At 40.1% G+C, this 23742-nt stretch carries 22 protein-coding genes; 21 read left to right on the forward strand and 1 reads right to left on the reverse strand.

Annotated elements, in window-relative coordinates; translation table 11 throughout:
* From hypD to CD00_RS0104165, 8 genes are all read left to right on the forward strand, one after another.
* Nucleotides 1–1047: a hydrogenase formation protein HypD gene (hypD, locus tag CD00_RS0104135; protein ID WP_034461958.1), complete on the forward strand. Its 1047-nt coding sequence runs from the start codon at nucleotides 1–3 to the stop codon at nucleotides 1045–1047.
* A gap of 90 nt (nucleotides 1048–1137) precedes the next feature.
* Nucleotides 1138–2148 (forward strand): hydrogenase expression/formation protein HypE, encoded by a 1011-nt coding sequence (gene hypE / locus CD00_RS0104140; RefSeq protein ID WP_026654792.1) that lies wholly within the window; start codon nucleotides 1138–1140, stop codon nucleotides 2146–2148.
* A gap of 50 nt (nucleotides 2149–2198) precedes the next feature.
* Entirely contained in the window at nucleotides 2199–3047 is an 849-nt protein-coding gene (locus CD00_RS0104145) for an adaptor protein MecA (RefSeq protein WP_026654794.1), read from the forward strand.
* Between the two features lie 58 nt (nucleotides 3048–3105).
* Nucleotides 3106–3816 carry a pseudouridine synthase gene (locus CD00_RS0104150; protein WP_026654795.1) on the forward strand — a complete coding sequence of 237 codons (711 nt, stop codon included), beginning with the start codon at nucleotides 3106–3108 and terminating at the stop codon, nucleotides 3814–3816.
* Between the two features lie 105 nt (nucleotides 3817–3921).
* Nucleotides 3922–4272 carry a DNA ligase LigA-related protein gene (locus CD00_RS21075; RefSeq protein ID WP_330370313.1) on the forward strand — a complete coding sequence of 117 codons (351 nt, stop codon included), beginning with the start codon at nucleotides 3922–3924 and terminating at the stop codon, nucleotides 4270–4272.
* On the forward strand, nucleotides 4193–5965 hold the full coding sequence (gene ligA, locus CD00_RS17155) for an NAD-dependent DNA ligase LigA (RefSeq protein WP_330370314.1): 1773 nt from the start codon (nucleotides 4193–4195) through the stop codon (nucleotides 5963–5965). The genes CD00_RS21075 and ligA overlap by 80 nt, the downstream gene beginning before the upstream one ends.
* Complete coding sequence (gene metA / locus CD00_RS0104160; RefSeq protein ID WP_026654796.1) at nucleotides 5955–6920, forward strand: homoserine O-acetyltransferase MetA; 966 nt, start codon at nucleotides 5955–5957, stop codon at nucleotides 6918–6920. The genes ligA and metA overlap by 11 nt, the downstream gene beginning before the upstream one ends.
* Nucleotides 6921–7035: 115 nt before the next feature.
* A complete protein-coding gene (locus CD00_RS0104165) occupies nucleotides 7036–7515 on the forward strand; it encodes a hypothetical protein (RefSeq protein ID WP_026654797.1) in 480 nt (159 codons plus the stop codon).
* Nucleotides 7516–7572: 57 nt separating this feature from the next.
* Here CD00_RS0104165 and CD00_RS0104170 read toward each other — a convergent pair whose 3' ends face one another.
* Nucleotides 7573–11826 carry a 2-hydroxyacyl-CoA dehydratase gene (locus CD00_RS0104170; RefSeq protein ID WP_026654798.1) on the reverse strand — a complete coding sequence of 1418 codons (4254 nt, stop codon included), beginning with the start codon at nucleotides 11824–11826 and terminating at the stop codon, nucleotides 7573–7575.
* 152 nt (nucleotides 11827–11978) lie between these two features.
* Between CD00_RS0104170 and CD00_RS0104175 the strand changes: the two genes are divergently transcribed.
* From CD00_RS0104175 to CD00_RS0104235, 13 genes are all read left to right on the forward strand, one after another.
* The gene (locus CD00_RS0104175; RefSeq protein ID WP_026654799.1) at nucleotides 11979–12890 is read left to right on the forward strand and encodes a hypothetical protein; all 912 of its coding nucleotides are present in this window, start codon (nucleotides 11979–11981) and stop codon (nucleotides 12888–12890) included.
* Nucleotides 12891–12985: 95 nt separating this feature from the next.
* Nucleotides 12986–13864: a membrane protein gene (locus tag CD00_RS0104180; protein ID WP_026654801.1), complete on the forward strand. Its 879-nt coding sequence runs from the start codon at nucleotides 12986–12988 to the stop codon at nucleotides 13862–13864.
* A gap of 7 nt (nucleotides 13865–13871) precedes the next feature.
* A complete protein-coding gene (locus tag CD00_RS0104185) occupies nucleotides 13872–14639 on the forward strand; it encodes an RNA polymerase sigma factor region1.1 domain-containing protein (RefSeq protein WP_026654802.1) in 768 nt (255 codons plus the stop codon).
* Complete coding sequence (locus CD00_RS0104190) at nucleotides 14636–15052, forward strand: hypothetical protein (protein ID WP_026654803.1); 417 nt, start codon at nucleotides 14636–14638, stop codon at nucleotides 15050–15052. The genes CD00_RS0104185 and CD00_RS0104190 overlap by 4 nt, the downstream gene beginning before the upstream one ends.
* A gap of 225 nt (nucleotides 15053–15277) precedes the next feature.
* Nucleotides 15278–15949: a hypothetical protein gene (locus CD00_RS0104195; protein WP_026654804.1), complete on the forward strand. Its 672-nt coding sequence runs from the start codon at nucleotides 15278–15280 to the stop codon at nucleotides 15947–15949.
* A 108-nt stretch (nucleotides 15950–16057) separates the two neighbouring features.
* Nucleotides 16058–17770 (forward strand): hypothetical protein, encoded by a 1713-nt coding sequence (locus CD00_RS0104200; protein WP_207640444.1) that lies wholly within the window; start codon nucleotides 16058–16060, stop codon nucleotides 17768–17770.
* A 12-nt stretch (nucleotides 17771–17782) separates the two neighbouring features.
* A complete protein-coding gene (locus CD00_RS0104205; protein ID WP_026654806.1) occupies nucleotides 17783–18451 on the forward strand; it encodes an SH3 domain-containing protein in 669 nt (222 codons plus the stop codon).
* Entirely contained in the window at nucleotides 18420–19412 is a 993-nt protein-coding gene (locus tag CD00_RS0104210; protein WP_026654807.1) for a glycosyltransferase family 2 protein, read from the forward strand. Before CD00_RS0104205 ends, CD00_RS0104210 begins: the two co-directional genes overlap by 32 nt.
* On the forward strand, nucleotides 19351–20394 hold the full coding sequence (locus CD00_RS0104215; RefSeq protein WP_026654808.1) for a glycosyltransferase: 1044 nt from the start codon (nucleotides 19351–19353) through the stop codon (nucleotides 20392–20394). The genes CD00_RS0104210 and CD00_RS0104215 overlap by 62 nt, the downstream gene beginning before the upstream one ends.
* Nucleotides 20395–20410: 16 nt before the next feature.
* Nucleotides 20411–21496, forward strand: coding sequence for a glycosyltransferase (locus CD00_RS0104220; RefSeq protein WP_026654810.1), 1086 nt, complete (start codon nucleotides 20411–20413; stop codon nucleotides 21494–21496).
* Between the two features lie 105 nt (nucleotides 21497–21601).
* The gene (locus tag CD00_RS0104225) at nucleotides 21602–21907 is read left to right on the forward strand and encodes a helix-turn-helix domain-containing protein (protein WP_051594075.1); all 306 of its coding nucleotides are present in this window, start codon (nucleotides 21602–21604) and stop codon (nucleotides 21905–21907) included.
* Entirely contained in the window at nucleotides 21907–23004 is a 1098-nt protein-coding gene (locus CD00_RS0104230) for an AAA family ATPase (protein WP_026654812.1), read from the forward strand. The genes CD00_RS0104225 and CD00_RS0104230 overlap by 1 nt, the downstream gene beginning before the upstream one ends.
* Nucleotides 23001–23726 carry a DUF3226 domain-containing protein gene (locus CD00_RS0104235; RefSeq protein ID WP_026654813.1) on the forward strand — a complete coding sequence of 242 codons (726 nt, stop codon included), beginning with the start codon at nucleotides 23001–23003 and terminating at the stop codon, nucleotides 23724–23726. Before CD00_RS0104230 ends, CD00_RS0104235 begins: the two co-directional genes overlap by 4 nt.
* The last annotated feature ends 16 nt before the right edge of the window (nucleotides 23727–23742 follow it).

A 23742-nucleotide genomic window follows, 5' to 3' on the forward strand; every position in this document is an offset into this window, starting at 1 on the left:
ATGGCAGGTTTTGATATAAAAAAGATTGCAGAAGAACTGAAAAACTATGACGGCGACGAAGTCCGTATCATGGAAGTTTGCGGTACCCATACAGCTGCGATATCAGAAAACGGCATTCCTTCCATGCTTTCCGACAAGATAAAGCTTATTTCGGGACCGGGATGCCCTGTTTGCGTTACTGTGACCGCGGTTATCGATAAGCTTATCGAGCTTTCCATGCGAAGCGATACGGTGGTCCTTACGTTCGGTGATCTTATAAGAGTTAAGGGTACAAGTATGTCTCTTGCGGAAGCAAAGGGCGAGGGAGCGCACGTGAAGATGGTCTATTCGCCAATGGAGACGGTTAAGCTTGCAAAAGAAGATTCGGATCACAACTATGTTTTTGCCGCTATCGGATTCGAGACCACAACGCCCGTGTATGCGATGGTCTTGGAAGAAGCTGAAAAAAATAATCTTGATAATCTTAAGCTTCTTACGTCATTAAAGACTATGCCCGAAGTCATTAGATATGTCGTAAAAAACGGCGGCGGGATCGACGGATTCATTGCTCCGGGGCATGTTGCCACAATTACGGGAAGCGATATCTATAAAGAACTTTCTGAGGAATTCGGCATTCCTTTTGTAGTTTCCGGATTTGAGGGCGCACAGCTTCTTTTGACCATATATTCTCTTGTGAAGATGAAGGGAAAAGGCGGATTTAAGAACCTGTACAAGAGCGCGGTAAAAGAAGAAGGCAATATCAAGGCAAAAGAAATCATCGAAAAATATTTTAAAGCTTCTGATGCATCCTGGAGAGGAATGGGAAAGATTCCGGGTTCAGGCCTTATCTTAAGAGAAGAATACAAGAAATATGACGCGGGAAGCGATATGCTTGATGAGGACAATATGCCGCCCGGATGCAGGTGTGCGGATGTTCTTGTTGGAAAGATAAAGCCCTGCGATTGTCCGATGTTTGGAAAAAAATGTACGCCCGATACGGCTCACGGAGCATGTATGGTTTCAACGGAGGGAAGCTGCTATAACTATTTTGTTTCGGGCAGAAGATGATTTTTACAGATACAATAATTTCTATCGAATCAAAATCTTTACGCTATTATGTGGAGATAAATTTTAGATGACTGACGAAAGAGGCACGGTATGAAAGTTACAATGGCTCACGGAAGCGGCGGAGAGTCCACTTCAAAGCTTATAAAAGATGTTTTTGCAAAATATTTTAATAACGATATATTAAATAAACTTGAGGATTCCGCGGTTGTCGGAGGAGCATCAAGACTTGCGATAACAACCGACAGTTTCGTGGTGACTCCCATAGAATTTCCGGGAGGAAACATCGGGAGACTTTCTGTTTGCGGAACGGTAAACGATCTTCTTATGAGCGGCTCTAAGCCCATGTATATAACATGCGGATTTATCCTTGAAGAGGGACTTGATCTCGATGTCCTTGAGAATCAGGTCAAGGCTCTTTCTGAGTGTGCAAAAGAGGCCGGGGTTACGATAGTTACGGGCGATACCAAGGTTGTTGAGAACAGAGGAGGAGAAGCGGGGCTTATAATCAACACTTCGGGAGTCGGCTTTATTTCTGATGATGCAGAATCTATAGGGCCTTCTAATCTTCAAGATAACGATATTATTATTCTTTCCGGAAATCTCGGAGACCATCACGCGGCTATTTTGGCTAAAAGAATGGGAATCGAAAATAATATTAAGTCTGATGCGGCTCCTTTGACGGACGCCGTAAATAATCTAATGGCACAGAAAGTCAGGATTCATGCGATGCGAGACGTAACAAGAGGCGGACTTGGCACTGTTTTAAATGAATTTGCGGAGAGCTCTTCCTGTGATATAGAACTTTACGAGGATAAGCTTCCTGTATCTTCTGAAGTCAAAGATTTCTGCGGACTTCTTGGACTTGATCCGATATATATGGGTAACGAAGGAAAGTTTGTACTTAGTGTTCACCCCGAAGACGCTGACAGAGCGCTTTCAATAATTCGTAGTTCCAAATACGGCGAAAACGCCGCCATTATCGGCATGGTCAAAAAAAATAATCAGCCTTCCGACATGCATAAAGTGGTGCTAAATACCAATATAGGCGGAAAAAGAGTGATAGGACTGATGTATGGAGAGGGTCTTCCAAGAATCTGCTAAATGTTGTAAAATAGTTATGCTATGCAGTCGTATAAATGCGAGGTAGATTAATGGAATTTAAGAGAATTAACAAAGACACCGTCAACTGTATCATCACAGAAGATGATATGGATGAACAGGGGATAAAGCTTGAAGACCTTTTTGAGAAGAAGAAAGAAGCATTGGATTTTTTACACGATGTAATGCTTAAGGCACAGGAAGAAGTTGACTACAAGCCGACCGGTTCTTTCATGCCGCTTCAGATAACTGTTTTACCCGATCATTCGATTTCACTTACTCTTTCTGAAAATGCATCAGCTTCATTTGGGGAAATCTTAAGAAATCTTACAGAGAAGGCGGGAGTCAATATCCCTAAGAACGTTCTTGAGGACATTGGAGATGCGGTTGATGAGGACAGAATTTCAAGACTTAACGATTATCTCAAAAGTCTCAAGAATCTGACCAATTCAATGAAGAATATAATAAATAAAGAATCTGTTCCGATAAATGTAAACGGTTCTTCAGATAAGAACAAGAACCTTGCCGACAGTCTTTCGGTCGGTGCTAAGAGAAAAGCAGAGAACAGGCGTGTTCATAATGAGGAAAATCTTAAGCAGCTTCAGTTCAGTGAATTTGTATTCACATTTGACAGCTTTATGGAAGTTAAGAAGTTCTGCGCAAAGGCTCCTATGGGCAACAATATCTGCAGCACTCTGTACAAGAATGAGGAAACAGGTAAGTATTTCCTTGATATCAGAAGAGGTGACGAGGATACCAAGAAGTTCGCATCGCTCTTTACGATGGCTTATGAATTCGGACACTTTCAGTGTTCGGCTCCTCAGGCAATCGCTTATATCAGAGAGAGCTATGATTGTATAATCAGAGAGAATGCGATCGAGCATCTGGCACAGATGTTTTAAAGAATAAAAAATAGAAAGAGTTGCTAAGCTAAGCAGCTCTTTATTTTTTGAGGTAAAGATGAGGCTTAATAAATTCATTGCTTCCTGCGGAGTCTGTTCAAGAAGGGAAGCCGATAAGCTTATTGAAGATAAAAGAATAACGATAGGCGGCGTTATAGCTACGTGCGGCGCACAGGTCGAGGATGGCGACACAGTCTGTCTTGACGGAAAAGAGATAAAACCCAAGGAAGATAAGATTGTTCTTGCATATTATAAGCCGGTCGGCGTTGTATGCACCGAAAACGACGTTCATGCCGAGAGAACCGTCATTGAAGATCTCGGATACAAAGAGAGAGTAACCTATGCAGGCCGTCTTGATAAGGATTCAGAGGGACTTCTTATCATGTCAAATGACGGCGATCTGATCAATGCGATGATGAGAGCCGCAAATAAACATGAGAAAGAATATGAAGTAACGGTAGATAAGGACGTAACGACTGAGTTTATAACCGGGATGGCGTCCGGAGTTTTTTTGCGTGAGCTGGGTGTAAAAACAAGGCGCTGCAAAGTCAGTAAAACGGGCAAAAGATCTTTTACCATAATACTCACACAAGGGCTTAACAGGCAGATTAGGCGAATGTGCGGAGAACTTGGCTACGAAGTTGTAAAGCTTAAGAGGGTGCGCGTCATGAGTGTTAAGCTTAGCGACTATAATCTTAAACCGGGCGGATATGCCGAACTTTCCGAGGAGGCAAAGAAGCTCTTGTACGGCGAAGCGGGAGTTAAATAGTTTGTCCCAATTTGAGAATTTACTGATATAATAAATTTGTTGTCTGCGTGAGCCGCTATGGATTCGCGAGGCAGGTTAGTTTGTAATAAATTTGGGGAGAGTTATATGTCACTTAATCAAGACACAGATTTGATAAAAAAAGAGTATGAGGGGCTTGTTAAGACAATAAAGCATCACATGGATCTTTATTATAATCAGGATGAACCTGAGATTTCCGACTATGAGTACGATATGCTCATGCAAAAGCTCAAGGAGATCGAGAAAGAACACCCTGAGTTTGTAAAGAAGGATTCGCCCACCAGGATAATCGGCGGTGTTGCGAAGAGGGAAGCCGGAGTTAAGATAACTCACAATGTCCCGATGCTTTCGATAGAGGATGTTTTTAGTAAAGAGGAAGTTGCCGAGTGGATCGGGAAAGTTACCGCAAGGCACAGCGACGCAGTTTTTTTCCGTTGAGCAGAAGATTGACGGACTCAGCCTGTCGCTTAGATATTACAAGGACGAAGCTGACGGAAAGCTTCATCTTAGGACTGCGGAGACAAGAGGCGACGGCTTTATCGGCGAAGATGTTACCGAGAACGCTCTTGTTATCCCTGATGTGAAAAAAGTGATCGATCTTCCCTATGAGTATCTTGAACTCAGAGGAGAAGTTTATATGTCCCACGAGGACTTTGATAAGTTCAACGAGATGCAGGAGAAGCTTGGGAAAAAGCTTGCTGCAAATCCGAGAAACCTTGCTGCGGGAACGCTCAGACAGCTTGATCCGCAGGTTACAAAGGAAAGAGGCCTTCGAATGTTCGTGTTTAACGTTCAGGACGGCCCTGAGGAAGTAAAGAGTTCTCATGTTAAGGGACTTGATATCCTTGAAAAAGCGGGAGTTAAGACCGTTTATCACAGGGCATGCGTCTCTTCGAGCGAAGTGAGCGCGGCAATCGATGACATCGGTAACATGAGAGAAAATCTTGATTTTGACCTTGACGGAGCTGTTATAAAGATTGATACGACTTCTTGGAGAGAGGAGTTTTCTACAAGTTCCAAGTATTCGAGCGGCCATATCGCATATAAGTATCCGCCGGAAGAAAGAGTCGTTGTCATGGACGAGATTCTTGTCGATGTCGGAAGAACAGGTAAGCTCACATTTACAGGAAGCTTTCACGATAAAGAGACAGGCAAGGCAGCAAGACTTTGCGGAACCAGTGTTTCAAGAGCAACGCTTCACAATCAGGATTATATTAACGAGATGCAGGTCGGAATCGGCGGCGAATATAAGCTGTTTAAGAGCGGCGAGATTATCCCTAAACTCAACGGCTGTGTAAAAGTGCCTTCCGAAGTATATAAAGCGCCGGAAACATGCCCCGTGTGCGGTGGCGTGCTTGTAAGAGAGGAAGATACTGCGGATATCAGATGTATCAATCCTATCTGTCCTGCGCAGGTTACAAGAACAATCGCGTATTTCACTTCAAGAGATGCCATGAACATTATGGGACTTGGCGATACTCTTGTAGATGCACTTGTTTCAGAAGGTTATCTTAAGAGCTATGCGGATATTTACAGCCTTAACGAGCACAGAGATGAACTGATTGAAAAGGGAATCATTGGAAAAGAGAAAAATACAGATAAGCTTCTCGGCGAGATTGAGAAGTCGAAGTCAAATGATGCTGTAAGGCTTCTTACGGGACTTGCGATAAGGAATGTCGGAAAGTCAACAGCCCGTGAGATCATGAAGCACTTTGACAATGTTATGGATCTTTCAAAGGTCACAAAGGATGGATTTCTTCATATCCCTGATATCGGAGAGACTACAGCAGGCGATCTTTATGAGTTTTTTCATGATGAGAAGAACCTTGAGGTTTTATCCAAGATGCAGACACTTGGCGTAAATATGACAGCCACAAAAGATGAGGACGCATCAGATATTTTTGCCGGTAAGACCATTGTTGTAACGGGAACACTTCCTACACTCGGAAGAAAAGAAGCTGAAGAGCTCATTGTCAAAAACGGCGGAAAAGCCTCGGGAAGCGTTTCTAAGAAGACAAGTTTTGTCCTTGCGGGCGAAGCAGCGGGCAGTAAACTTACCAAAGCAAACGATCTTGGTATTAAAGTTATAGACGAAGCTGAATTTATGGAGATGATTAAAAATGCCAATTAAAATACAGAACGATTTACCTGCCAGAGAGATTCTTGAAAAGGAAAATATATTTGTTGTTGACGAGAACAGAGCTTGTCATCAGGACATCAGATCGCTTCAGATCTGTATTCTTAACCTGATGCCTCTTAAGGAAGATACCGAGCTTCAGCTTCTTAGATCAATGTCAAATACACCGCTTCAGATTGATGTTTCGTTTATGCAGATGAGTTCTCACCATTCTACGAATACATCACCGAACCATCTTAACAGGTTCTATCATACCTTTGATGAGCTAAAAGACAGGACGTTTGACGGAATGATCATCACGGGAGCCCCTGTTGAGCAGATGCCTTTCGAAGAAGTTGATTATTGGCAGGAACTCTGTAAAGTTTTCGAGTGGACAAAGACAAATGTCACATCGACATTCCACATCTGCTGGGGCGCTCAGGCCGGAATCTACTACCATTTTGGAATTGACAAGAAACCTCTTTCGGAAAAGAGATTCGGAATATATGAGCACAAAGTCATGAACAGAAAGGTTCCGCTTGTAAGAGGATTTGATGATATATTCAAACTTCCTCATTCCAGACATACCGAGACACCTTCCGATGCGATTCATGCCTGCGAAGACCTTATTGTTCTTGCGGAATCTGAGATTGCAGGAGTATTCCTTTGCATGAACAGATCCGGCAGCCAGATCTTTGTAATGGGACATGCCGAATATGACAGACTTACACTTGATTCCGAGTACAAGCGCGACCTGGCAAAGGGACTCGATATCAAGATGCCCATAAATTATTATCCCGATGACAATCCCGATAATAAGCCCACACTTCAGTGGAGGAGCCACGCAAATATCCTTTACACCAACTGGCTCAACTATTATGTTTACCAGAATACGCCATACCAGTGGGGCCAGATCCTTGATGAGGAGAAGCGTAAGCTCGCTTCGAAGGGACTTACGCAGAAAATATAAGCGTCTCCATTTGGTTGTAATATGTCTCTAAATAAGTTAAAATATATATGTTAACTCGTTTATTTCGTGATGATAATGTGCATCGAAAAGCGTTGAACGAAAAGGAGAATGCTTTATGGGTCTTGAGCTTGAAAATAATGAAGTTGAAACAAAGAATGAACTTAAAAAGAAACCTACCAAGAAGACCAAAGAGATGCTTGAAGAGAACGCAAGGCAGATAGAAGAGCTCGAGAGCGAAAAAGTTGAGCTCAATTCTATGCTGTCAGATCTTGAAAAAGAAGCAGCGGACCTCGGAGAGAAGTCTGCTCTTAAGATGAAGGTTACACATAGAAAATTCGGTGAAGGCAAGGTTATTTCTCAGGATGGAAAGTACATCGAAGTAAAATTCAAGGATGTAGTTAAGAAGTTTGTCCTTCCCGGTTGCATCGCCGACAAGTACCTCGAAGTTGAGGATGAAGAAGTTTACGAGTACTACGTAAAGTGTAACGAAACTCACAAAAAGCGCATGGATACTGAACTTAAAATTAAATCTGCAACTTATGCCATTCAGAGACATGAGGATGCGATTGAGAAGCTAAATGCAAAGTATAAATAATAATTGTTGTTTGAGCCTGATCGGTAACGGTCAGGCTCTTTTTGATTTTCTCTTATATTAACTTGTCTTTCTGACTTTTTCTTCGACTTTTTTCTGAGCGGTGGAGAGCATCAGCTTGATACGATTGAGCTGATTTACTTCTGAAGCGCCGGGATCGTAGTCTATTGCAACAATGTTGCAGCCGGGATAGAGGTGTCGCATCTGCTTGATTACACCCTTACCGACAACGTGGTTTGGAAGACATCCGAAAGGCTGTGTACATACAATGTTGCTTGCGCCATTCTTGATAAGTTCAACCATCTCACCTGTAAGGAACCATCCCTCACCTGTCTGATTTCCGATATCTACGATAGGTTTAGCGTACTCGACAGTCTCATAGATGTCTGTAGGCGGATCGAAGTGAACACTCTTTTCAAATGCCTTAGAAGCGCTGCTTCGAAGCTTCTCTAATCCCCATATTCCAAATCTGCAGAAGAGTGCGGTCTTCTTGGAAGTTCCGATGTTTTCTGCCTTGTAGATCTGGTTGTAGAAGCAGTAGAGCATGAAGTCCATAAGATCCGGAACAACGGCTTCTGCGCCTTCATCCTCAAGGAGTTTAACAAGGTGGTTATTTGCTGCGGGAGCAAACTTAACCAGAATTTCTCCGACAATACCTACGCGAGGTTTAACTTCGTCTGTGATCTCGATTCTGTCAAAGTCTTCAACGATAGCTTTACACATCTTTTCAAATTTGAAAAGGCTTGGATGCTTTGATGTCACGAATTTCTTGCACTTTTCAAGCCATTTCTCGTGGCATGCGTTTACAGAACCCGGAATTCTCTCATAAGGTCTCATTCTGTAGACACATCTCATGAATATATCACCGAAAATAACCGCATAAGCAGCCTTGATAAACATCTTGGCATCTAAATGGAACCCCGGATTTGCTTCAAGCTTACTTAAGTTAAGAGAAACAACAGGAATCTGTTCCATTCCGGCTTTCTTAAGAGCACGTCTGATAAAGCTTACATAGTTTGTAGCTCTGCATCCGCCACCTGTCTGTGACATCATGACTGCAACTTTGTTGAGGTCATATTTGCCTGATAAGAGTTCATCCATTATCTGACCAACAACCCAGAGTGAAGGGTAGCAGGCATCGTTATTTACATATTTAAGTCCGACTTCGACTGCGTGCCTGTTATCGTTTTGCATTACGACAAAATTGTAACCGCAGGATGCAAAGGCGGGTTCAAGGATGTCAAAGTGGATGGGAGACATCTGAGGAACGAGAATTGTATAATTCTTTCTCATGTTCTCATCAAAGATCACCCTGTTGTATGCACTTGACCTGATTGTTCTTTCTTTATTATGTTGCTTACGAACTCTGATAGCGGCAAGAAGAGATCTTACTCTGATCCTTGCGCTTCCGAGGTTATTTACTTCGTCAATCTTAAGGCATGTATAGATCTTGTCTGAGCCTGCGAGAATGTCATTTACCTGGTCCGTTGTAACGGCGTCAAGTCCGCACCCGAAGGAGTTTAGCTGAATAAGATCAATGTCATCCCTTGTCTTTACAAAGCTTGCAGCGGCGTAAAGCCTTGAGTGGTACATCCACTGGTCGGAAACGATAAGAGGTCTCTCGGGCTTTCCAAGGTGCGAAACACTGTCTTCCGTAAGAACCGCAACACCGTAAGAGCAGATCATATCAGGGATTCCGTGATTGATCTCCGGATCCACGTGGTAAGGTCTTCCGGCAAGAACGATACCATGCTTGTTGTTTTCCTCCATCCACTTAAGGGTTTCTTCACCTTTTTTGCGGATGTCGTTTCTTGCATTTTCCATTTCATCCCAGCCAAGTTTAGCGGCTTTGATGATCTCACCTGCAGGAATCTCAGAAAACTCTTTTACAAGAGCATCTGTAGCAATCTCAAGGCTTGTGAATGCCATGAAAGGATTTCTTATCTTAACTTCGCCGTTTGTAATTGCCTCAACGTTGTTCTTTATGTTCTCGGAATATGAAGTGACAATAGGGCAGTTATAGTGGTTGGTTGCACCCTCAACCTCTTTTCTCTCATAGAAAAGACCGGGATAGAAGATAAAGTCAACCTTCTGCTTAATAAGCCACTCGATATGTCCGTGCGAGAGCTTTGCAGGATAGCATTCCGATTCACTCGGGATTGATTCGATTCCGAGCTCGTAAATCCGGTGAGTCGATCTTGGTGAAAGAACAACTCTGTAACCGAGATTTGTAAAGAACGTAAACCAGAAAGGATAGTTCTCGTAGAAATTAAGGACTCTCGGAATACCTACGGTTCCTCTTGTTGCCTTGTCGGCGGTAAGAGGCTCGTATCTGAAAATTCTCTTATATTTATAGTCAAAAAGATTAGGGATATTGTCGGCATTTTTCACCTTGCCGATTCCGCGCTCACATCTGTTTCCTGAGATATGCTGGCGACCGCCTGTAAACTTGTTGATAGTAAGTCTGCAGTGGTTGGTGCATCCCTGACATGTTGTCATGCTCGTTGTGTACTCGAGTTTGTTGATCTGATCGATCGTGAGCATGGTTGTCTTGTAATCATCTGTTTCAAAAAATCTGTCTCTTGCGATAAGAGCAGCACCGAAAGCACCCATGATTCCGGCAATGTCGGGACGGATTGCTTCTGCGCCTGAAATAATCTCAAATGCGCGAAGAACCGCATCATTGTAGAAAGTTCCACCCTGAACAACGATGTGTGAGCCAAGATCCTTGGCATCAGATACCTTGATAACCTTAAACAAGGCATTCTTAATAACAGAGTATGCAAGACCAGAAGAAATATCGGCAACATCGGCGCCTTCCTTCTGAGCCTGCTTAACTCTTGAGTTCATAAATACAGTACATCTTGTTCCAAGATCTACGGGAGATTTCGCAAACAAAGCAACTTTAGCAAAGTCCTGAACGCTGTAAGACAGAGATTTTGCAAAAGTTTCAATGAAAGAGCCGCATCCTGATGAGCAAGCTTCGTTGAGCTGTACCGAATCAACGGACTGGTTCTTTATATGAATGCACTTCATGTCCTGACCGCCGATATCAAGGATACAGTCAACCTTGGGATCAAAGAAAGCAGCGGCGTTGTAGTGAGCGATTGTCTCAACTTCGCCGTCGTCAAGTAAGAGCGCTGATTTAAGAAGCGCCTCGCCGTAACCTGTTGAACATGCTCTTGAGATCTTAACGCCTTCGGGCATGAGCTTATATATTTCCTGAATGGAAGAAATCGCTGTTTTAAGCGGACTTCCGTTATTGCTTGAATAGAAAGAATAAAGAAGATCGCCGTCTTCGCTTATAAGCGCACATTTTGTTGTAGTAGAGCCCGCGTCGATTCCAAGGAAAGCATTTCCCTTGTAATCATCGAGCTTTCTTGTCTTTACTTTGTACTGATCCTGACGCGCTCTGAATTTTCTGTAATCATCTTCATTCTCAAAAAGAGGGTCAAGACGTGATACTTCGGCATCCATGACAATCTTGTGAGACAGTTTTTTTACCATCTCATCCATCTCATAGCAGACGTTCTCATCAGCGTTAAGGGCAGAGCCGATAGCTGCGAAAAGATGAGAGTTGTCGGTCTCTATAGTATGTTCCTCATCGAGATTAAGAGTCCTGATAAATGCAGCCTTGAGCTGGTCAAGGAAGTGCAGAGGACCGCCGAGGAAAGCAACATGTCCGCGAATAGGCTTTCCACATGCAAGACCTGAGATTGTCTGGTTGACAACGGCCTGAAAAATAGAAGCTGCAAGGTCTTCCTTGGTTGCACCTTCATTAATTAATGGCTGAATGTCGGACTTAGCGAAAACGCCGCATCTGGCCGCAATTGTATACAGTGAATTATAATTTTTGGCATACTTATTAAGCCCTGAGGCATCTGTCTGTAAAAGCGACGCCATCTGGTCGATAAAAGAACCTGTACCACCGGCACAGATTCCATTCATACGCTGTTCTACATTTCCGTCTTCGAAATAAATAATCTTCGCATCTTCACCGCCGAGCTCAATCGCTACGTCAGTCTTGGGAGCAAGAGTCTTGAGCGAAGTTGATACTGCAATAACTTCCTGAACAAAAGGTACATCAAGGTGTTTGGCAAGTGTGAGTCCGCCCGAACCTGTGATAACGGGGTGAAGCAGGACATTACCCGACTTCTTACTTGCTTCTACAAGAAGTTCAGCCAAAGTTTCCTGAATGTTTGCAAAGTGCCTTTTATAGTCGGAAAAGATTATATTTCTTTCTTTATCCAAGAGAGCCACCTTGACTGTGGTGGATCCGATGTCAATACCTAAAGTATAGTCTTTAGAAATCATTGTTAACCTCTTCTTATTAATATGCATAATTATATTGATTATAATGCACGAGTGATTAAAAATCAATTTACTGAATACGATATACGCTGCCAAACTCTGTTTAAGATAAAACACTTTATGGTATACTTAAGCATCAGTTTTGGAGATGTTATATGGAAACAGAAATAGATAAGATATTAAAGAAAGAACAAATCAAACAAAAAAAAGAGCAGGAAAAAAATCTCGAAAAAGAAAAAGATCGTGCAAGAGAGTGGTGGGAAGATGTGACCAAACTTTTCTACGAACTTTCAATAGATTCAAATAATAAAAATTATAAAGTATCGCTCGGAACGGTGATAGTAACGGAGGAAATCAAGACACAGGCTATTGAGAAATATGAATCGGATAAAAAGAAAAAGACAATAATGTACTTCATATATCTCGTAGCATGTATGAGCTTTTTGTTGCTTCTGACATTATCAGTTTACTTTGGAAGTGTCGCAGGAATATTCTGGGCGCCGCTTTCAATGATCGCAGTTTTTTTTATTATAAAAGCATTTGAAAACAAGCATAAACTGGGACTTAGAAAATATTTCGACGATAAAGATTCAAATAAGGAAAAATTATATAAGGCAATAGCTCTTTTGGCCAAGGCAAAAGGGTGTACAAAGGATGACCTAAACATCTATTTTCTTGGCGGATTTTTTAAGAAAAGGCACAGTATTTTGAGCCTTCATCACGAACAGATAATCGGAATAATTTTTGCGGCGATGCTCATTCCAAGCGTGGCGCAGCTTGTCGATTCAAAGTTTGAGCAGATGATGATTGCGTTTTTTTCGCTCCCCGGACTTTATGATAAGGGAATGATACTTGCAAATAATGTACCGCTTCTTGGGATTTCATTGTACGGAGTTGTGTTCTGGTTTACGACGCTTACGATATGCGTTCTGATCCAGATTCCGGCAAATATTCTTATTAATGAAATAACTAAGATGCGCACGACTGACCAACTTTTTTATTTCTTTAAAGACTGCATTTTTGAAGACAGACTGAAAAAAGCAAACAAACTTGAAAATGAACAATAAATATAACCTATAATATAAGTAAGTGGCTTGTTTACAATAAATTCTCACAATGATAAAATCAAAAAATATCAAATAAAAAAACAGAGGCTTAGTGAATGAACAAATTTTTGAATGATCTTGAGAGAAAAATTGGTAAATACGCGATCGTAAATCTTACAAAGTACATTGTTATGCTGTATGCCGTGGGTTATGTGCTGCAGCTTGCGCCGCAGAGCGTGAATATAACACGTTTTCTTACGCTCGATCCGTATCTGATATTACATGGGCAGATATGGAGACTTGTTTCATGGGTTCTGATTCCGCCCGGAAGCTTCAGTCTTCTTATTATCATAACTTTGATGTTCTATTATTTTGTCGGAACCGGAATGGAGAGGACACTTGGGACATTCAGATATAATGTGTTTATTTTCGGCGGAATGATCCTTATGATCCTCGCTTCTTTTGCGACAATGCTTGTATATCACGTATTTTTCGGCATTACAGGTGATGCGCTCGGAATGGTGATGTTCAGGGCGTCCGGTTCGTTTAGCACATATTTTATCCAGATGATGGTATTTCTTGCTTTTTCTGTTATGTACCCGGATATTCAGGTGCTTTTGATGTTCCTCATTCCGATCAAGGTGAGATGGATTGCGATTGCATACGGGCTTATCCTTGCATATCAGTGCATCGGAGCGCTTATAAATAAGGATTTTGCGACATTTTTTGCGATAGCTTCCCAGTTTATCAACTTGCTACTCTTTCATATGAGTACAGGTAATCTCAACCAGTTCAGACCGGGTGAGATCAAGAGAAAAAGAGAATTTAAATCAAGCGTTAAGATGCAGCCTAAGGGAATAACAAGGCATAAATGCGCGGTTTGCGGAAGAACGGAACTTGACGATCCAAATCTCGAATTCAGATTCTGCTCAAAATGTAACGGAAACTACGAGTATTGTCAGGATCATTTGTTTAATCATGTACATGTAAAGTGAGGCTTAAATGGGAAATATAGACAACAAGGAAAAAGAATTTGCAGAGACACTTAAACTCGTCACAAGAACAGCGAGAGAGAACAGAAATATCATTTCCAAGGAAGAGGTAAAAGAGGCATTTGCAGACCTTGACCTTTCTTCCGAGCAGTTCGAGATGGTATTTGAATATTTAAGAAATCACAAGATCGGCGTAGATGAGCCGGCTCCCGAGACCGAAGAGGATTTTACCGAGGAGGAAAAGAACTATCTCGATGATTATATCAGCAGCTTAGAGCAACTTCCAAAATTCTCCGATGGGGAAAAAGAAGCTATCAAGATCGGCGCGCTTGCAGGCGAGAGCGATGCCAAGCTTAAACTTATTGATATGTATCTTCCTCTCGTAGTCGACGTTGCCAAGATGTATGCCGATCAGGGCGTATATATTGAGGATCTTATCGGTGAAGGAAACTATGCGCTTACAAGAGGCGTAAATATGCTTGATGCCGTCGGTGAACCTCAGGAAATTGAGAGCTTTTTGTACAAACTCATGCTTGATGCGATGGAGAACATCATCGAACAGGATCTCGAAGAAGCCGCAGGCGGCCAGAAGGTAGTGAAACTCGTTCAGGAAGTTGCTGATAAGGCAAAAGAACTTGCTGACGACCTCAGAAGAAAAGTAACCGTAAAGGAACTTATGGACGAGACCGGATGGGATGAAGACAAGATCAGAACAGCCATCAAGTTCAGCGGTGATAATATCGAAGATCTCGACAGCGGAGAGAAAAAAGAGTCATGAATAACATTGTAAACGATGATGATTTTAAATACTGCATGCAAGATCTTGAGAGGAACTATTTCGGTGCAAGATACAGCTACGATGAGCTTCTTAAGAACGAGATGGTTCCGTTTAAATTCAAAACAATCATCACGAAATATATAAAAGATGATGTGGATCTTGATGTAACTTTGGAAAGTCACTTTTATCACATGACCAAAGAGACTTATGACTACAGAGTCTACAAGCAGCTCCGAAGCAGAATAAGAGTTTCGCAGTACAAGGATATGAATAAACCGGAAAAAGGATTTAAGGAGAAGGTTTATACGATTGAGAGCCTTGTGAAGATTCCCGTGGATGAGAAAGAGAAGATGGGGATTATTGTGAGAGAGCTTATTTTGTCGAAATTGGCGCTTTTTGGTTTTAGCGTATAAAAAACTGATTTATAAAAAGTTTATAAATGTTTATAAACTGTCACAAATCTAGAAAATACGGCGTTTGTCAGGCATGAATAGATATAAAATGTATTCGATAAAACGTTTATTGGTTGAATGTTATTTTAATTAGTTTTATAATAAAAAACAGAATTTGATTTATCTGACCTAAGTATCAATATCGCATAAAAAATATTTTTTATGATGAAAGGAGATGTTTAGTCAATGAACATGAAAACCGTAAAGAGAGTGCTTACACTCGCCGTAGCTTTAACAATTGTAGCTATGCCTTTGTCAGCTTTTGCAAAAACAACTGATACTTCATCGGGCGATAGCACAACAAGTAGCTCAAGTGGCGGTGGTGGAGGAAGCTCATCAGATTCTTCAAGCAGTTCAGCTGCTGTTGAAGGCGTAGTTTCTACACCTCAGGTTATCGTAGGCGGTAAGGTTGTTAAATCAACCGTAAGCGGCGCTTTTATTACTCGTAATGTAGTAATCGCTGTTGTTGCTCCTGCATCCGAACTTAAATCCAAAGCAGGACTTGGCGCAGGCGAGGCACTTTACTTCAAAGGATGGGAGTTTACTGCTAAGCAGTCACCTCTTGCATATCAGGCACTTACCGGTGTTGCAGGATCTGTTGGCGGAAACGTTCTTCAGTGCGTAGAGCTTAACTTTGGTAAGATGACATATGGTAAGTTCTCAGAACTTGACCCTAGCGTTGTTTCCAGAACAACCATCAGTCTTCCTAAGAACGCTGATAAGAATAAGAAGCACGCACTTGCAAGAGCAGCTAAGGGCGGCGCAACACAGATTCTTGAGAACGTAAGTGAAGATCCCGCAGCTATCACAAGTGATATCCCGGGCGGCGCAGCAGCTTACGCTATCGTTGAATACTAATCTATGGATCATAAATGTCCTGAGAGGCAACCTATTTCAGGTTGTCTCTCTTTTTTAAAAGAAAACATATTTGTATTGTTGGGGATAATGATAGTTGTCTTTTTGTGCATGCATGGGTTGTTTTCTATTTATGGGTTTTCGGCATTTCCCGATGAATTCGGATACTGGGCACCGGCCGCAGCATTTCTTGGATATGACTGGTCGAATATCACGTCGCTTGGGTCCTATTATTCATATGGATACAGCCTTGTTTTATTTCCAATCCTTTTCTTTTTCCACAATTCGGTAATCGCATATAGGTTTGCAATAGTAGTAAATATGCTACTTCAATGCATATCGATACCTATGATGCATAAGATTCTTACTTTTTTATTCCCAAGTATAAAAAAAGAAGCACGACAAATTGTAGCTGCTGTTTCTGTGATTTATCCTGCGTGGGTATATTATACGCAGATGACTATGGTCGAGGGGCTGTTAAATTTCCTTTTTGTCCTGACTATTTTTTTTGTGGTCAGATTTCTGGAAAAGAAGACGATTGTAAGAGCAATCTTAGTATTTATCACGTCGCTATTCATGTATGTAGTCCACATGAGATGTATCGGGACTATAATTGCGACTGTGATATTTATGGCTTTTTTGCTTTTTGGTAATTCTAAGGAAGTTACCGGGACAAAAGATTCGGGCAAAAAAAAGACAGCTTATCTTATTGTTCCGATTGTACTACTTGTCCTTTTTGCGGGGACGTTTCTCTTTAAAGATTTCATAATAGAAAAAATATACGGAAAAGTTCCGGATAGCGTTCTGTCCTGGAATGATTACTCAGGCATTATGTACAGGCTCAGTAAAGTCTTCAGCTTGGAAGGCTTTATGAGAATATTCAAGGAGATGTGCGGTAAGTTGTATTATATTGGCTGTGCCACATACGGACTTGGATACTGGGGGATAGTGGGGCTTTTTGGAGTTGCATATAATACGGTAAGACATTTACGGGAAAAGAAAAATGATAATTCATGTATGGCCGGATTATTTATTTTTCTTGCTTGTTTCATGCAGTATCTCGTTGCTCTTGTATATCTTATCGGGGCATCGGATTCGACCAATAATAGACTAGATTTGTTTCTGCATGGCAGGTATATAGATTTTTTCCTTCCTATAGTTATCGCGTTTGGAATCATGGAACTATCGACTTGCAATAAATTATGGATCAAGGCGATTGTGATTGCCGCTTTCCATTTTCTGTTTATGACAGTTTCTTATTTTGTTATTCTCGGTAATGAGACACATATGACAAGTGGACACGGATTTACCATGGTTGGCATGAGTTATCTTCATGAGAGAGGCACGGATACTATACCGTATTTTTATAAAGAATCGGCACTTTCTATAGGGCTGTTGATATTTGTTATGCTTATTGTTATCTTGTATCGCTACAAAAAGAAAAATCTTTGGTTGTTCCTGATTGTTCTGCCTCAGATAATACTTAGCCTGAATGTATGTGATCACTATGTTTTCTATAATCAGGACAATATTTACGGGGATGTACTGATGGGGCAGATGCTTGAAGATGTGATCAGAGATAATCCGGGAAAAGAACTTCTGCATGTATATGAGGACGGTGCACAGTATATTGAGATTGTGCAGTTCATTGACAGAGCAAGAGAAATAAATGTGATTGATGGAACAATAGAGGAGGTTTCGTCTGACAGATATCTTAATGACAATACTATCTTGATTGTTGACATGGACGGACCTATTTCAACACTTGCAAGTGATTATTACAAAAATATTATAACAGTTGGACATCTAAGTATGTTTTATTAGCGAGGGTGAGCTATGACAAAAAGATTTAGAGTAGTTGTATTATTGATGGTATTTGCATTGTTGGTTCTAATAAGTAGGAATATCGAAGCGGAAGAAATTTCATTTGTTACCACGAGTGGTACAGTGACTTTTCTTGAAAATCCTGTAACTGCATATGAGCAAAAAGATACTTCGTCTAATGTTATTGCGGAGTTTTCTGAGGGAGATAGCATTTTTGTTACAGGAGCGGATGAAAACTGGACAGAGATATTCTATAAAGGTGAGACAGGATACATTCCGACAGATCAAATCGGCAATGAGAATATTGCTGCTGCAGAGAAATCTGCGGAAGAATTGGGGCAGGCAGTTGAAGATGAAATCAATAAAAATGATCTGGATACCAGTATTGCAATTGATAACTATATGAGAAAACAAAAGCAGGAACTTAGTTCTCTTATATGGAAAATTGCTATTGGAGTGCTTGTCGCAGCGGTGATTGCGGTGTCAATTTTCATTGGAATAATGAACCAAAATGCTATAAAAGAACCTGAGAATATAAATAACAATGAAAATATGAACGAAAATAATAGTGATGATAAGAATGAAAATGAGATAGAGGAAAAGGTTGCTGAAAAAGACGATACAAGTGAACAAGAGAAGGGTAGCGTAAATGAAACTGATTATTCAGATTCCGTGCTTTAATGAAGAGAAAACCCTTAAGAATACACTTGATGATCTTCCTAAGAGTATCGAAGGGATTGATGAAATTGAATATCTCATAATCAATGACGGAAGTAGCGATGAAACCACAAGAGTTGCAAAGGAGTGGGGAGTCGACTATATAGTTAACTTTACTCAAAATAAGGGGCTTGCTAAAGGCTTTATGTCCGGTATTGATGTTGCTCTGGAAAACGGTGCTGATATTATCGTTAATACAGATGCGGATAATCAGTACTGTGGGAAAGATATCGCTAAACTCATCAAACCGATTATGGAACAGGAATCGGATATCGTAATCGGTGAAAGACCAATTTCTGATATTTCAGATTTTTCGCCTTTAAAAAAGAAATTACAAAGGATTGGAAGCTGGGCGGTAAGACAGGCATCCAAGACAGATATCCCCGATGCACCAAGCGGATTCAGGGCATTTTCAAGAGAAGCTGCGCTTCGTCTTAATGTGGTTAATGATTATACATATACACTTGAGACCATTGTACAGGCAGGAAGAGAGAAGATACCGATTGTCTCTGTTCCTATCAGCACAAATCCGGCAGTTAGACCTTCTAGACTTGCCAAGACAATGCTTGGTTATGTCAGAACCTCTATGCTTACGATATTAAGAGCATATCTTGTTTATAAGCCACTTAAAGCATTTATGTTTCTGTCACTGTTTCCGGCAATTCCCGGAATTATTATATGGATAAGGTTTTTGTACTTTTTTGTTACGCTGGGCGGAGCAGGACACATACAGTCTCTTATACTTGCGTGTACCCTTATTATCATAGGCTTTGTATGTATCATGATAGGAATTCTCGGTGATACGATCGGGGCTAATCGCAAAATACTTCAGGATATTCAATACCACTCGAGGAAACAGTACTATGACGGAGTCAAGATTGCTGAACCTGTTAAAAGGGAAAAATGTCGTATATATTACCGTTAAAAATGAAGACTACATAAGAACTTCGCAGATTAAATGGATACTGACTGAAAATGCAAGGAAATTTAGAATCTATTCATCAGAAAAAGGAAATCCTTTAACGAGGGCAATTGATATAAGAAAGAAACTTCGGAGTATTTCTTTTGAAGGAGTAGATATCGTTATAGCAGGATTTCTTCCGCAGCTTATATGGAAAGATTTAGTTAAGCACACTTTAGGATCAGGAATCATTGTTATCGCGGAAATGTTCATTTCTCTCTATGATACGGTAGTTCTTGACAGGAGACTTGTTTGGAAAAGGGGAATTATTGCTCATATCTGTAAACGGTTTGACTGCACAGTTGTTAAAGAGACGGATTATATTATTACCGATACCAAGGCAGATGCTGATTTTTTTGCAAAAGAATTTGGAACTGGAAAAGATAGAGAGAAATTTGAAACGCTTTATCTGGAAGCGGATTTAGGTGACTATATTTCTACTAACGTTGTTTTGGATAAAAATGAAGATGAAAATTCTAAAATTGTCCTATATTTTGGGACCGGACTTCCTCTGCAGGGGACGGATTATGTTGCGAAAGCATTTAATGTGCTGGCAGAAGAATATGGATGTAACTGTATTTATATCGGTGGTTTGAATAACATGAGCAGGAATCTAAAGAGAAAACTGCTATCTTGTAAAGACAGAGCGGTTAGATGCGGAAAAGGATGCATAACGTTTTATGAATGGCTTGATCAGAAGAAATTATATAAAAAAATCGAAAGTGCATCAGTGTGTCTTGCAGGACACTTTGATCCCGGTATAGATAAGGCAGACAGAACCATTCCGGGAAAAGCGATGATCTATGAAGCTCTTGGTAAGACTATGATCTTGGGTGATACCAAAGCCAATAAAGAAATCTTTGAGGCTGATGATAAACATATATTTGTTCCGAGAGGAAATTCTGAGAGAATTGTTGAAGCTGTTAGAAAAGCTATATCAGAGTAATGTATGAGGTTGGTCGATGAGTGAAATCAAGGTTTCAATAATTGTTCCTGTATATAATTCAGCGAAATTCCTTAACAGATGCATGAACAGTCTGTGGAATCAGACAATGCCCCATGATGAATACGAGATTATATTTGTAGATGACGGCTCAACAGATGATTCAGGAATGGTGTGTGATTCGTATGAAAAGGAATATTGCTCTGTATCTGTGATTCACCAGACAAATTCAGGCCCTGCAGCAGCGAGAAATGCAGGGCTTAAAAAAGCAAAGGGAGATTTTATAGCTTTTGTCGATCCTGACGATATAGTTGATGGGAAATATCTCGAAATACCATATGTAAATGCATTACATAATAATTCCGATATCGTTCTATTTGATGCCGTAAGAGAAACAGGCAAAGGTGACAATGCTAAAAAAGAACTCTGGAATCATGCAAAATATAGCTTTAATTCAAAAGATATTCGCGAAATAAGATCCATGCAAAGACAGATTATATATCCATACATGGCTGCGAAAGCCTGTGGAATGAGATTTAACAGAGATATTCCCTTGGCTGCGCCATGGGATAAAATGTATCGCAGAAAGTTTCTAATAGACAATTACCTTGTTTTCCCTGAACAGTTGAGAGTTCTTGATGATATGTGCTTTAATTTCAATGTTTTCGGGAGAGCAAAGAACATATCATATATTCCGGTCACGCTGTACCACTACATGGTTGAAGAAGCTTCTATTACAAATAGCTATAGAGAGGACCGCGTTCAACAGGATATCAAAGTCTTTAAGTATCTTAAAAGTTCTATTGATGAAATGAAGCTCAATAAGTCTGAGGCTTCACGCTTTTATCATGCGTTGTATGCTCGTATGATAAAGAGCTTTGCCATCAGCTTGCGGCTGTACTACTTCAATCCATCTAATCCAAAATCTCAAAAACAGATAAGAAAAGAGCTGAAGGAATGCATTACATCAAATCCATATAAGTTTGCGTTCAAATGCGTTCGTTTTAAGAAACTTGAACCCAAGCTTGTTGCAGTGACTATGGCTTGTAGGGCAAGGTTTCTATGGACACTAAGGATGATGTATAAGTTTGAATATAGAAAATAATATATCAGCAATAATATATTTAGATAGATTAATATATTGCTGCTGATATATTACGCTTGACTTTTCTAAATATGAATGCTAGTCTTTCTTTAAGAGAGGTACATTATGAGTGATTTTCAGAAGTATTTGGACGAGAACCTAAGTGGTATTCAATTAAATGAAGAAGATGCATCGTATGATGTTCCTGATGAGTACGATATTTATAAAGAAATCAGAGAAATGATTATTAAGTTGAGGCATGATAATCATATAACTCAAAAGGAACTTGCGGCAAAATGTGGAATAACGCAGGCTAATATTAGTAATCTTGAAAAGGGAACTTCAAAGCCTACAATTGAGTCTTTGAAGAGAATAGCGGATGCTCTTGGAGTACGTTTGGTTGTAGATTTTGTTGGACGAGAGGTTGAGTAATGGCTTTTTTTAGAAAAATATATATAGAGCAATATAGAGGAATAAAAGCACTTAAAATTGACGAACTTAAGAGTGTCAATCTTATTGTTGGTGATAACAATTGCGGAAAAACAAGTGTACTTGAAGCAATTCAACTTTTGCGTACATCCGGAAATTTGGCAAATATTTTTAAGGTTTCAAGGTTGAGGGAAAGCCTTTCGATTAACAATGCTAATTCTATTTTTGACAATTTCATTTGTATGTTTCCAAAAGAAAAAAATGAAAAATGTGAAATAGCTATATCCGGAATCTGTAATGATAAAGACATTTCATTTGAATTGAAAGGGAAAAAGGATAGAGTTTTACTTGATACTAAAGAAATTTCAACAAGTAAGTTTCGGTTATCGGAGTTACCCTCGGGTGAGGTTGAGGCAGATGTATTTAATGGAAATATCAAGCTGACATTTGGAGATGAAAAGAAGATAAAAATTGTCAATGTAAATCAGTATTCAAGTGTTACAGGTACACCAACATCTGATAAAGATAGATTTAGTATTATCTATGTAGCTCCGTTCGAACATCTTAGGGGCAGTGTAACTAACAGGATAATAAAGAATGAATCCTATAAGAAGATTTGTGTTAAGGCGCTTCAGCTATTTGACTCGGAGATAGAGGATATCATGATATTTAAAAGTGATATTGGAAATCGTCCCGTAGAGTATATCAGACATAAAAAGCTTGGTGATATGCCTATATCATCTTATGGTGACGGCATAAAAAAAGTTCTTGCACTTGCAAATGCGATTGCACAAGCGGCAGATGGTATTCTTTTGATTGATGAGATAGAAACTGCAATACACAAGAAGTATTATGATGATGTTTTGGGTTTTGTTGTCAAAGCTTGTAAATCATTTAATGTACAGGTTTTTATCACGACGCACAGTATGGAAGCAATTGATGCTTTACTGTCAACACAGGATTATGATGTACAAAACAACACTGATGATATCTGTGTTTGCACTATAAAAAGATTATCTGATGCATCCTATTCAAGAGTGCTTTCCGGCAGAGAAGTATTTGAAAACAGAGAAGCATTTGAATTTGAGGTGCGTATATGAATAAGATTATTTTGTGCGAGGGTGAAACTGACGCCATCCTTTTAAGTTATTATCTTGGCAAAGTGGCAGGTTGGGAATATTGCAAAAAAGCCCCTGATGGAATTGCAATCAAGTCTAATACTTTTGATCAGTCAGTTAATTGGTATAAAAAGGACGATGATAGATTACTGATATGTTCAGTTGGCGGGAAAGATAAGTTTGCTGAATTTTTTAGAAGCACGGTTATGCGACCTATTGTGGATGCAGGTGCATTTTCACGAATTGCATTAGTACTCGATAGAGACGATAAAGAAATTCAATCTATAGAAGCTCATGCATCTTCCGTTTTTAAGCCTGTAGTTACTACGATGAAAAATAATGAATGGATTAAGAATTCATATATGGATGCTTATGGAATAGAACAGGCTATTGATGCGCTACTTGTAGTCATTCCCACAGAGCATCAAGGAGCATTGGAAACACTTATGCTGGATTCGATAGCAGAAAATTCGTATGATGAAGCCATTGTTAAAAGAGCAGGTGAATTCGTAGACGAAATGAAAACTGTTGCTTCTAGGTATATCAATGGAAGACGAAAGGAAATAAAAGCTCATTTAGGTGTGACATGGGCAGTACAGTATCCTGAAAAAGTTTTTAAGCTTATAAATGAACAAATTCTAAGCGTTAAATGGGAAAACTCAGAAGTTTTAAGGAAATGTTTTGAGCAGCTTATAAAAATCTAAATTGATATTTGTACAT

The sequence above is a fragment of the Butyrivibrio sp. AE3003 genome (assembly GCF_000686065.1).
Classification (GTDB): Bacteria; Bacillota; Clostridia; order Lachnospirales; family Lachnospiraceae; genus Butyrivibrio; species Butyrivibrio hungatei_A.

Bases quoted from the DNA above. Each gene is read 5' to 3' on its own strand.
- hypD (WP_034461958.1), top strand. From the start codon at position 1: ATGGCAGGTTTTGATATAAAAAAGATTGCAGAAGAACTGAAAAACTAT.
- hypE (WP_026654792.1), top strand. From the start codon at position 1,138: ATGAAAGTTACAATGGCTCACGGAAGCGGCGGAGAGTCCACTTCAAAG.
- CD00_RS0104145 (WP_026654794.1), top strand. From the start codon at position 2,199: ATGGAATTTAAGAGAATTAACAAAGACACCGTCAACTGTATCATCACA.
- CD00_RS0104150 (WP_026654795.1), top strand. From the start codon at position 3,106: ATGAGGCTTAATAAATTCATTGCTTCCTGCGGAGTCTGTTCAAGAAGG.
- CD00_RS21075 (WP_330370313.1), top strand. From the start codon at position 3,922: ATGTCACTTAATCAAGACACAGATTTGATAAAAAAAGAGTATGAGGGG.
- ligA (WP_330370314.1), top strand. From the start codon at position 4,193: ATGTTTTTAGTAAAGAGGAAGTTGCCGAGTGGATCGGGAAAGTTACCG.
- metA (WP_026654796.1), top strand. From the start codon at position 5,955: ATGCCAATTAAAATACAGAACGATTTACCTGCCAGAGAGATTCTTGAA.
- CD00_RS0104165 (WP_026654797.1), top strand. From the start codon at position 7,036: ATGGGTCTTGAGCTTGAAAATAATGAAGTTGAAACAAAGAATGAACTT.
- CD00_RS0104170 (WP_026654798.1), bottom strand. From the start codon at position 11,826: ATGATTTCTAAAGACTATACTTTAGGTATTGACATCGGATCCACCACA.
- CD00_RS0104175 (WP_026654799.1), top strand. From the start codon at position 11,979: ATGGAAACAGAAATAGATAAGATATTAAAGAAAGAACAAATCAAACAA.
- CD00_RS0104180 (WP_026654801.1), top strand. From the start codon at position 12,986: ATGAACAAATTTTTGAATGATCTTGAGAGAAAAATTGGTAAATACGCG.
- CD00_RS0104185 (WP_026654802.1), top strand. From the start codon at position 13,872: ATGGGAAATATAGACAACAAGGAAAAAGAATTTGCAGAGACACTTAAA.
- CD00_RS0104190 (WP_026654803.1), top strand. From the start codon at position 14,636: ATGAATAACATTGTAAACGATGATGATTTTAAATACTGCATGCAAGAT.
- CD00_RS0104195 (WP_026654804.1), top strand. From the start codon at position 15,278: ATGAACATGAAAACCGTAAAGAGAGTGCTTACACTCGCCGTAGCTTTA.
- CD00_RS0104200 (WP_207640444.1), top strand. From the start codon at position 16,058: ATGCATGGGTTGTTTTCTATTTATGGGTTTTCGGCATTTCCCGATGAA.
- CD00_RS0104205 (WP_026654806.1), top strand. From the start codon at position 17,783: ATGACAAAAAGATTTAGAGTAGTTGTATTATTGATGGTATTTGCATTG.
- CD00_RS0104210 (WP_026654807.1), top strand. From the start codon at position 18,420: ATGAAACTGATTATTCAGATTCCGTGCTTTAATGAAGAGAAAACCCTT.
- CD00_RS0104215 (WP_026654808.1), top strand. From the start codon at position 19,351: ATGACGGAGTCAAGATTGCTGAACCTGTTAAAAGGGAAAAATGTCGTA.
- CD00_RS0104220 (WP_026654810.1), top strand. From the start codon at position 20,411: ATGAGTGAAATCAAGGTTTCAATAATTGTTCCTGTATATAATTCAGCG.
- CD00_RS0104225 (WP_051594075.1), top strand. From the start codon at position 21,602: ATGAGTGATTTTCAGAAGTATTTGGACGAGAACCTAAGTGGTATTCAA.
- CD00_RS0104230 (WP_026654812.1), top strand. From the start codon at position 21,907: ATGGCTTTTTTTAGAAAAATATATATAGAGCAATATAGAGGAATAAAA.
- CD00_RS0104235 (WP_026654813.1), top strand. From the start codon at position 23,001: ATGAATAAGATTATTTTGTGCGAGGGTGAAACTGACGCCATCCTTTTA.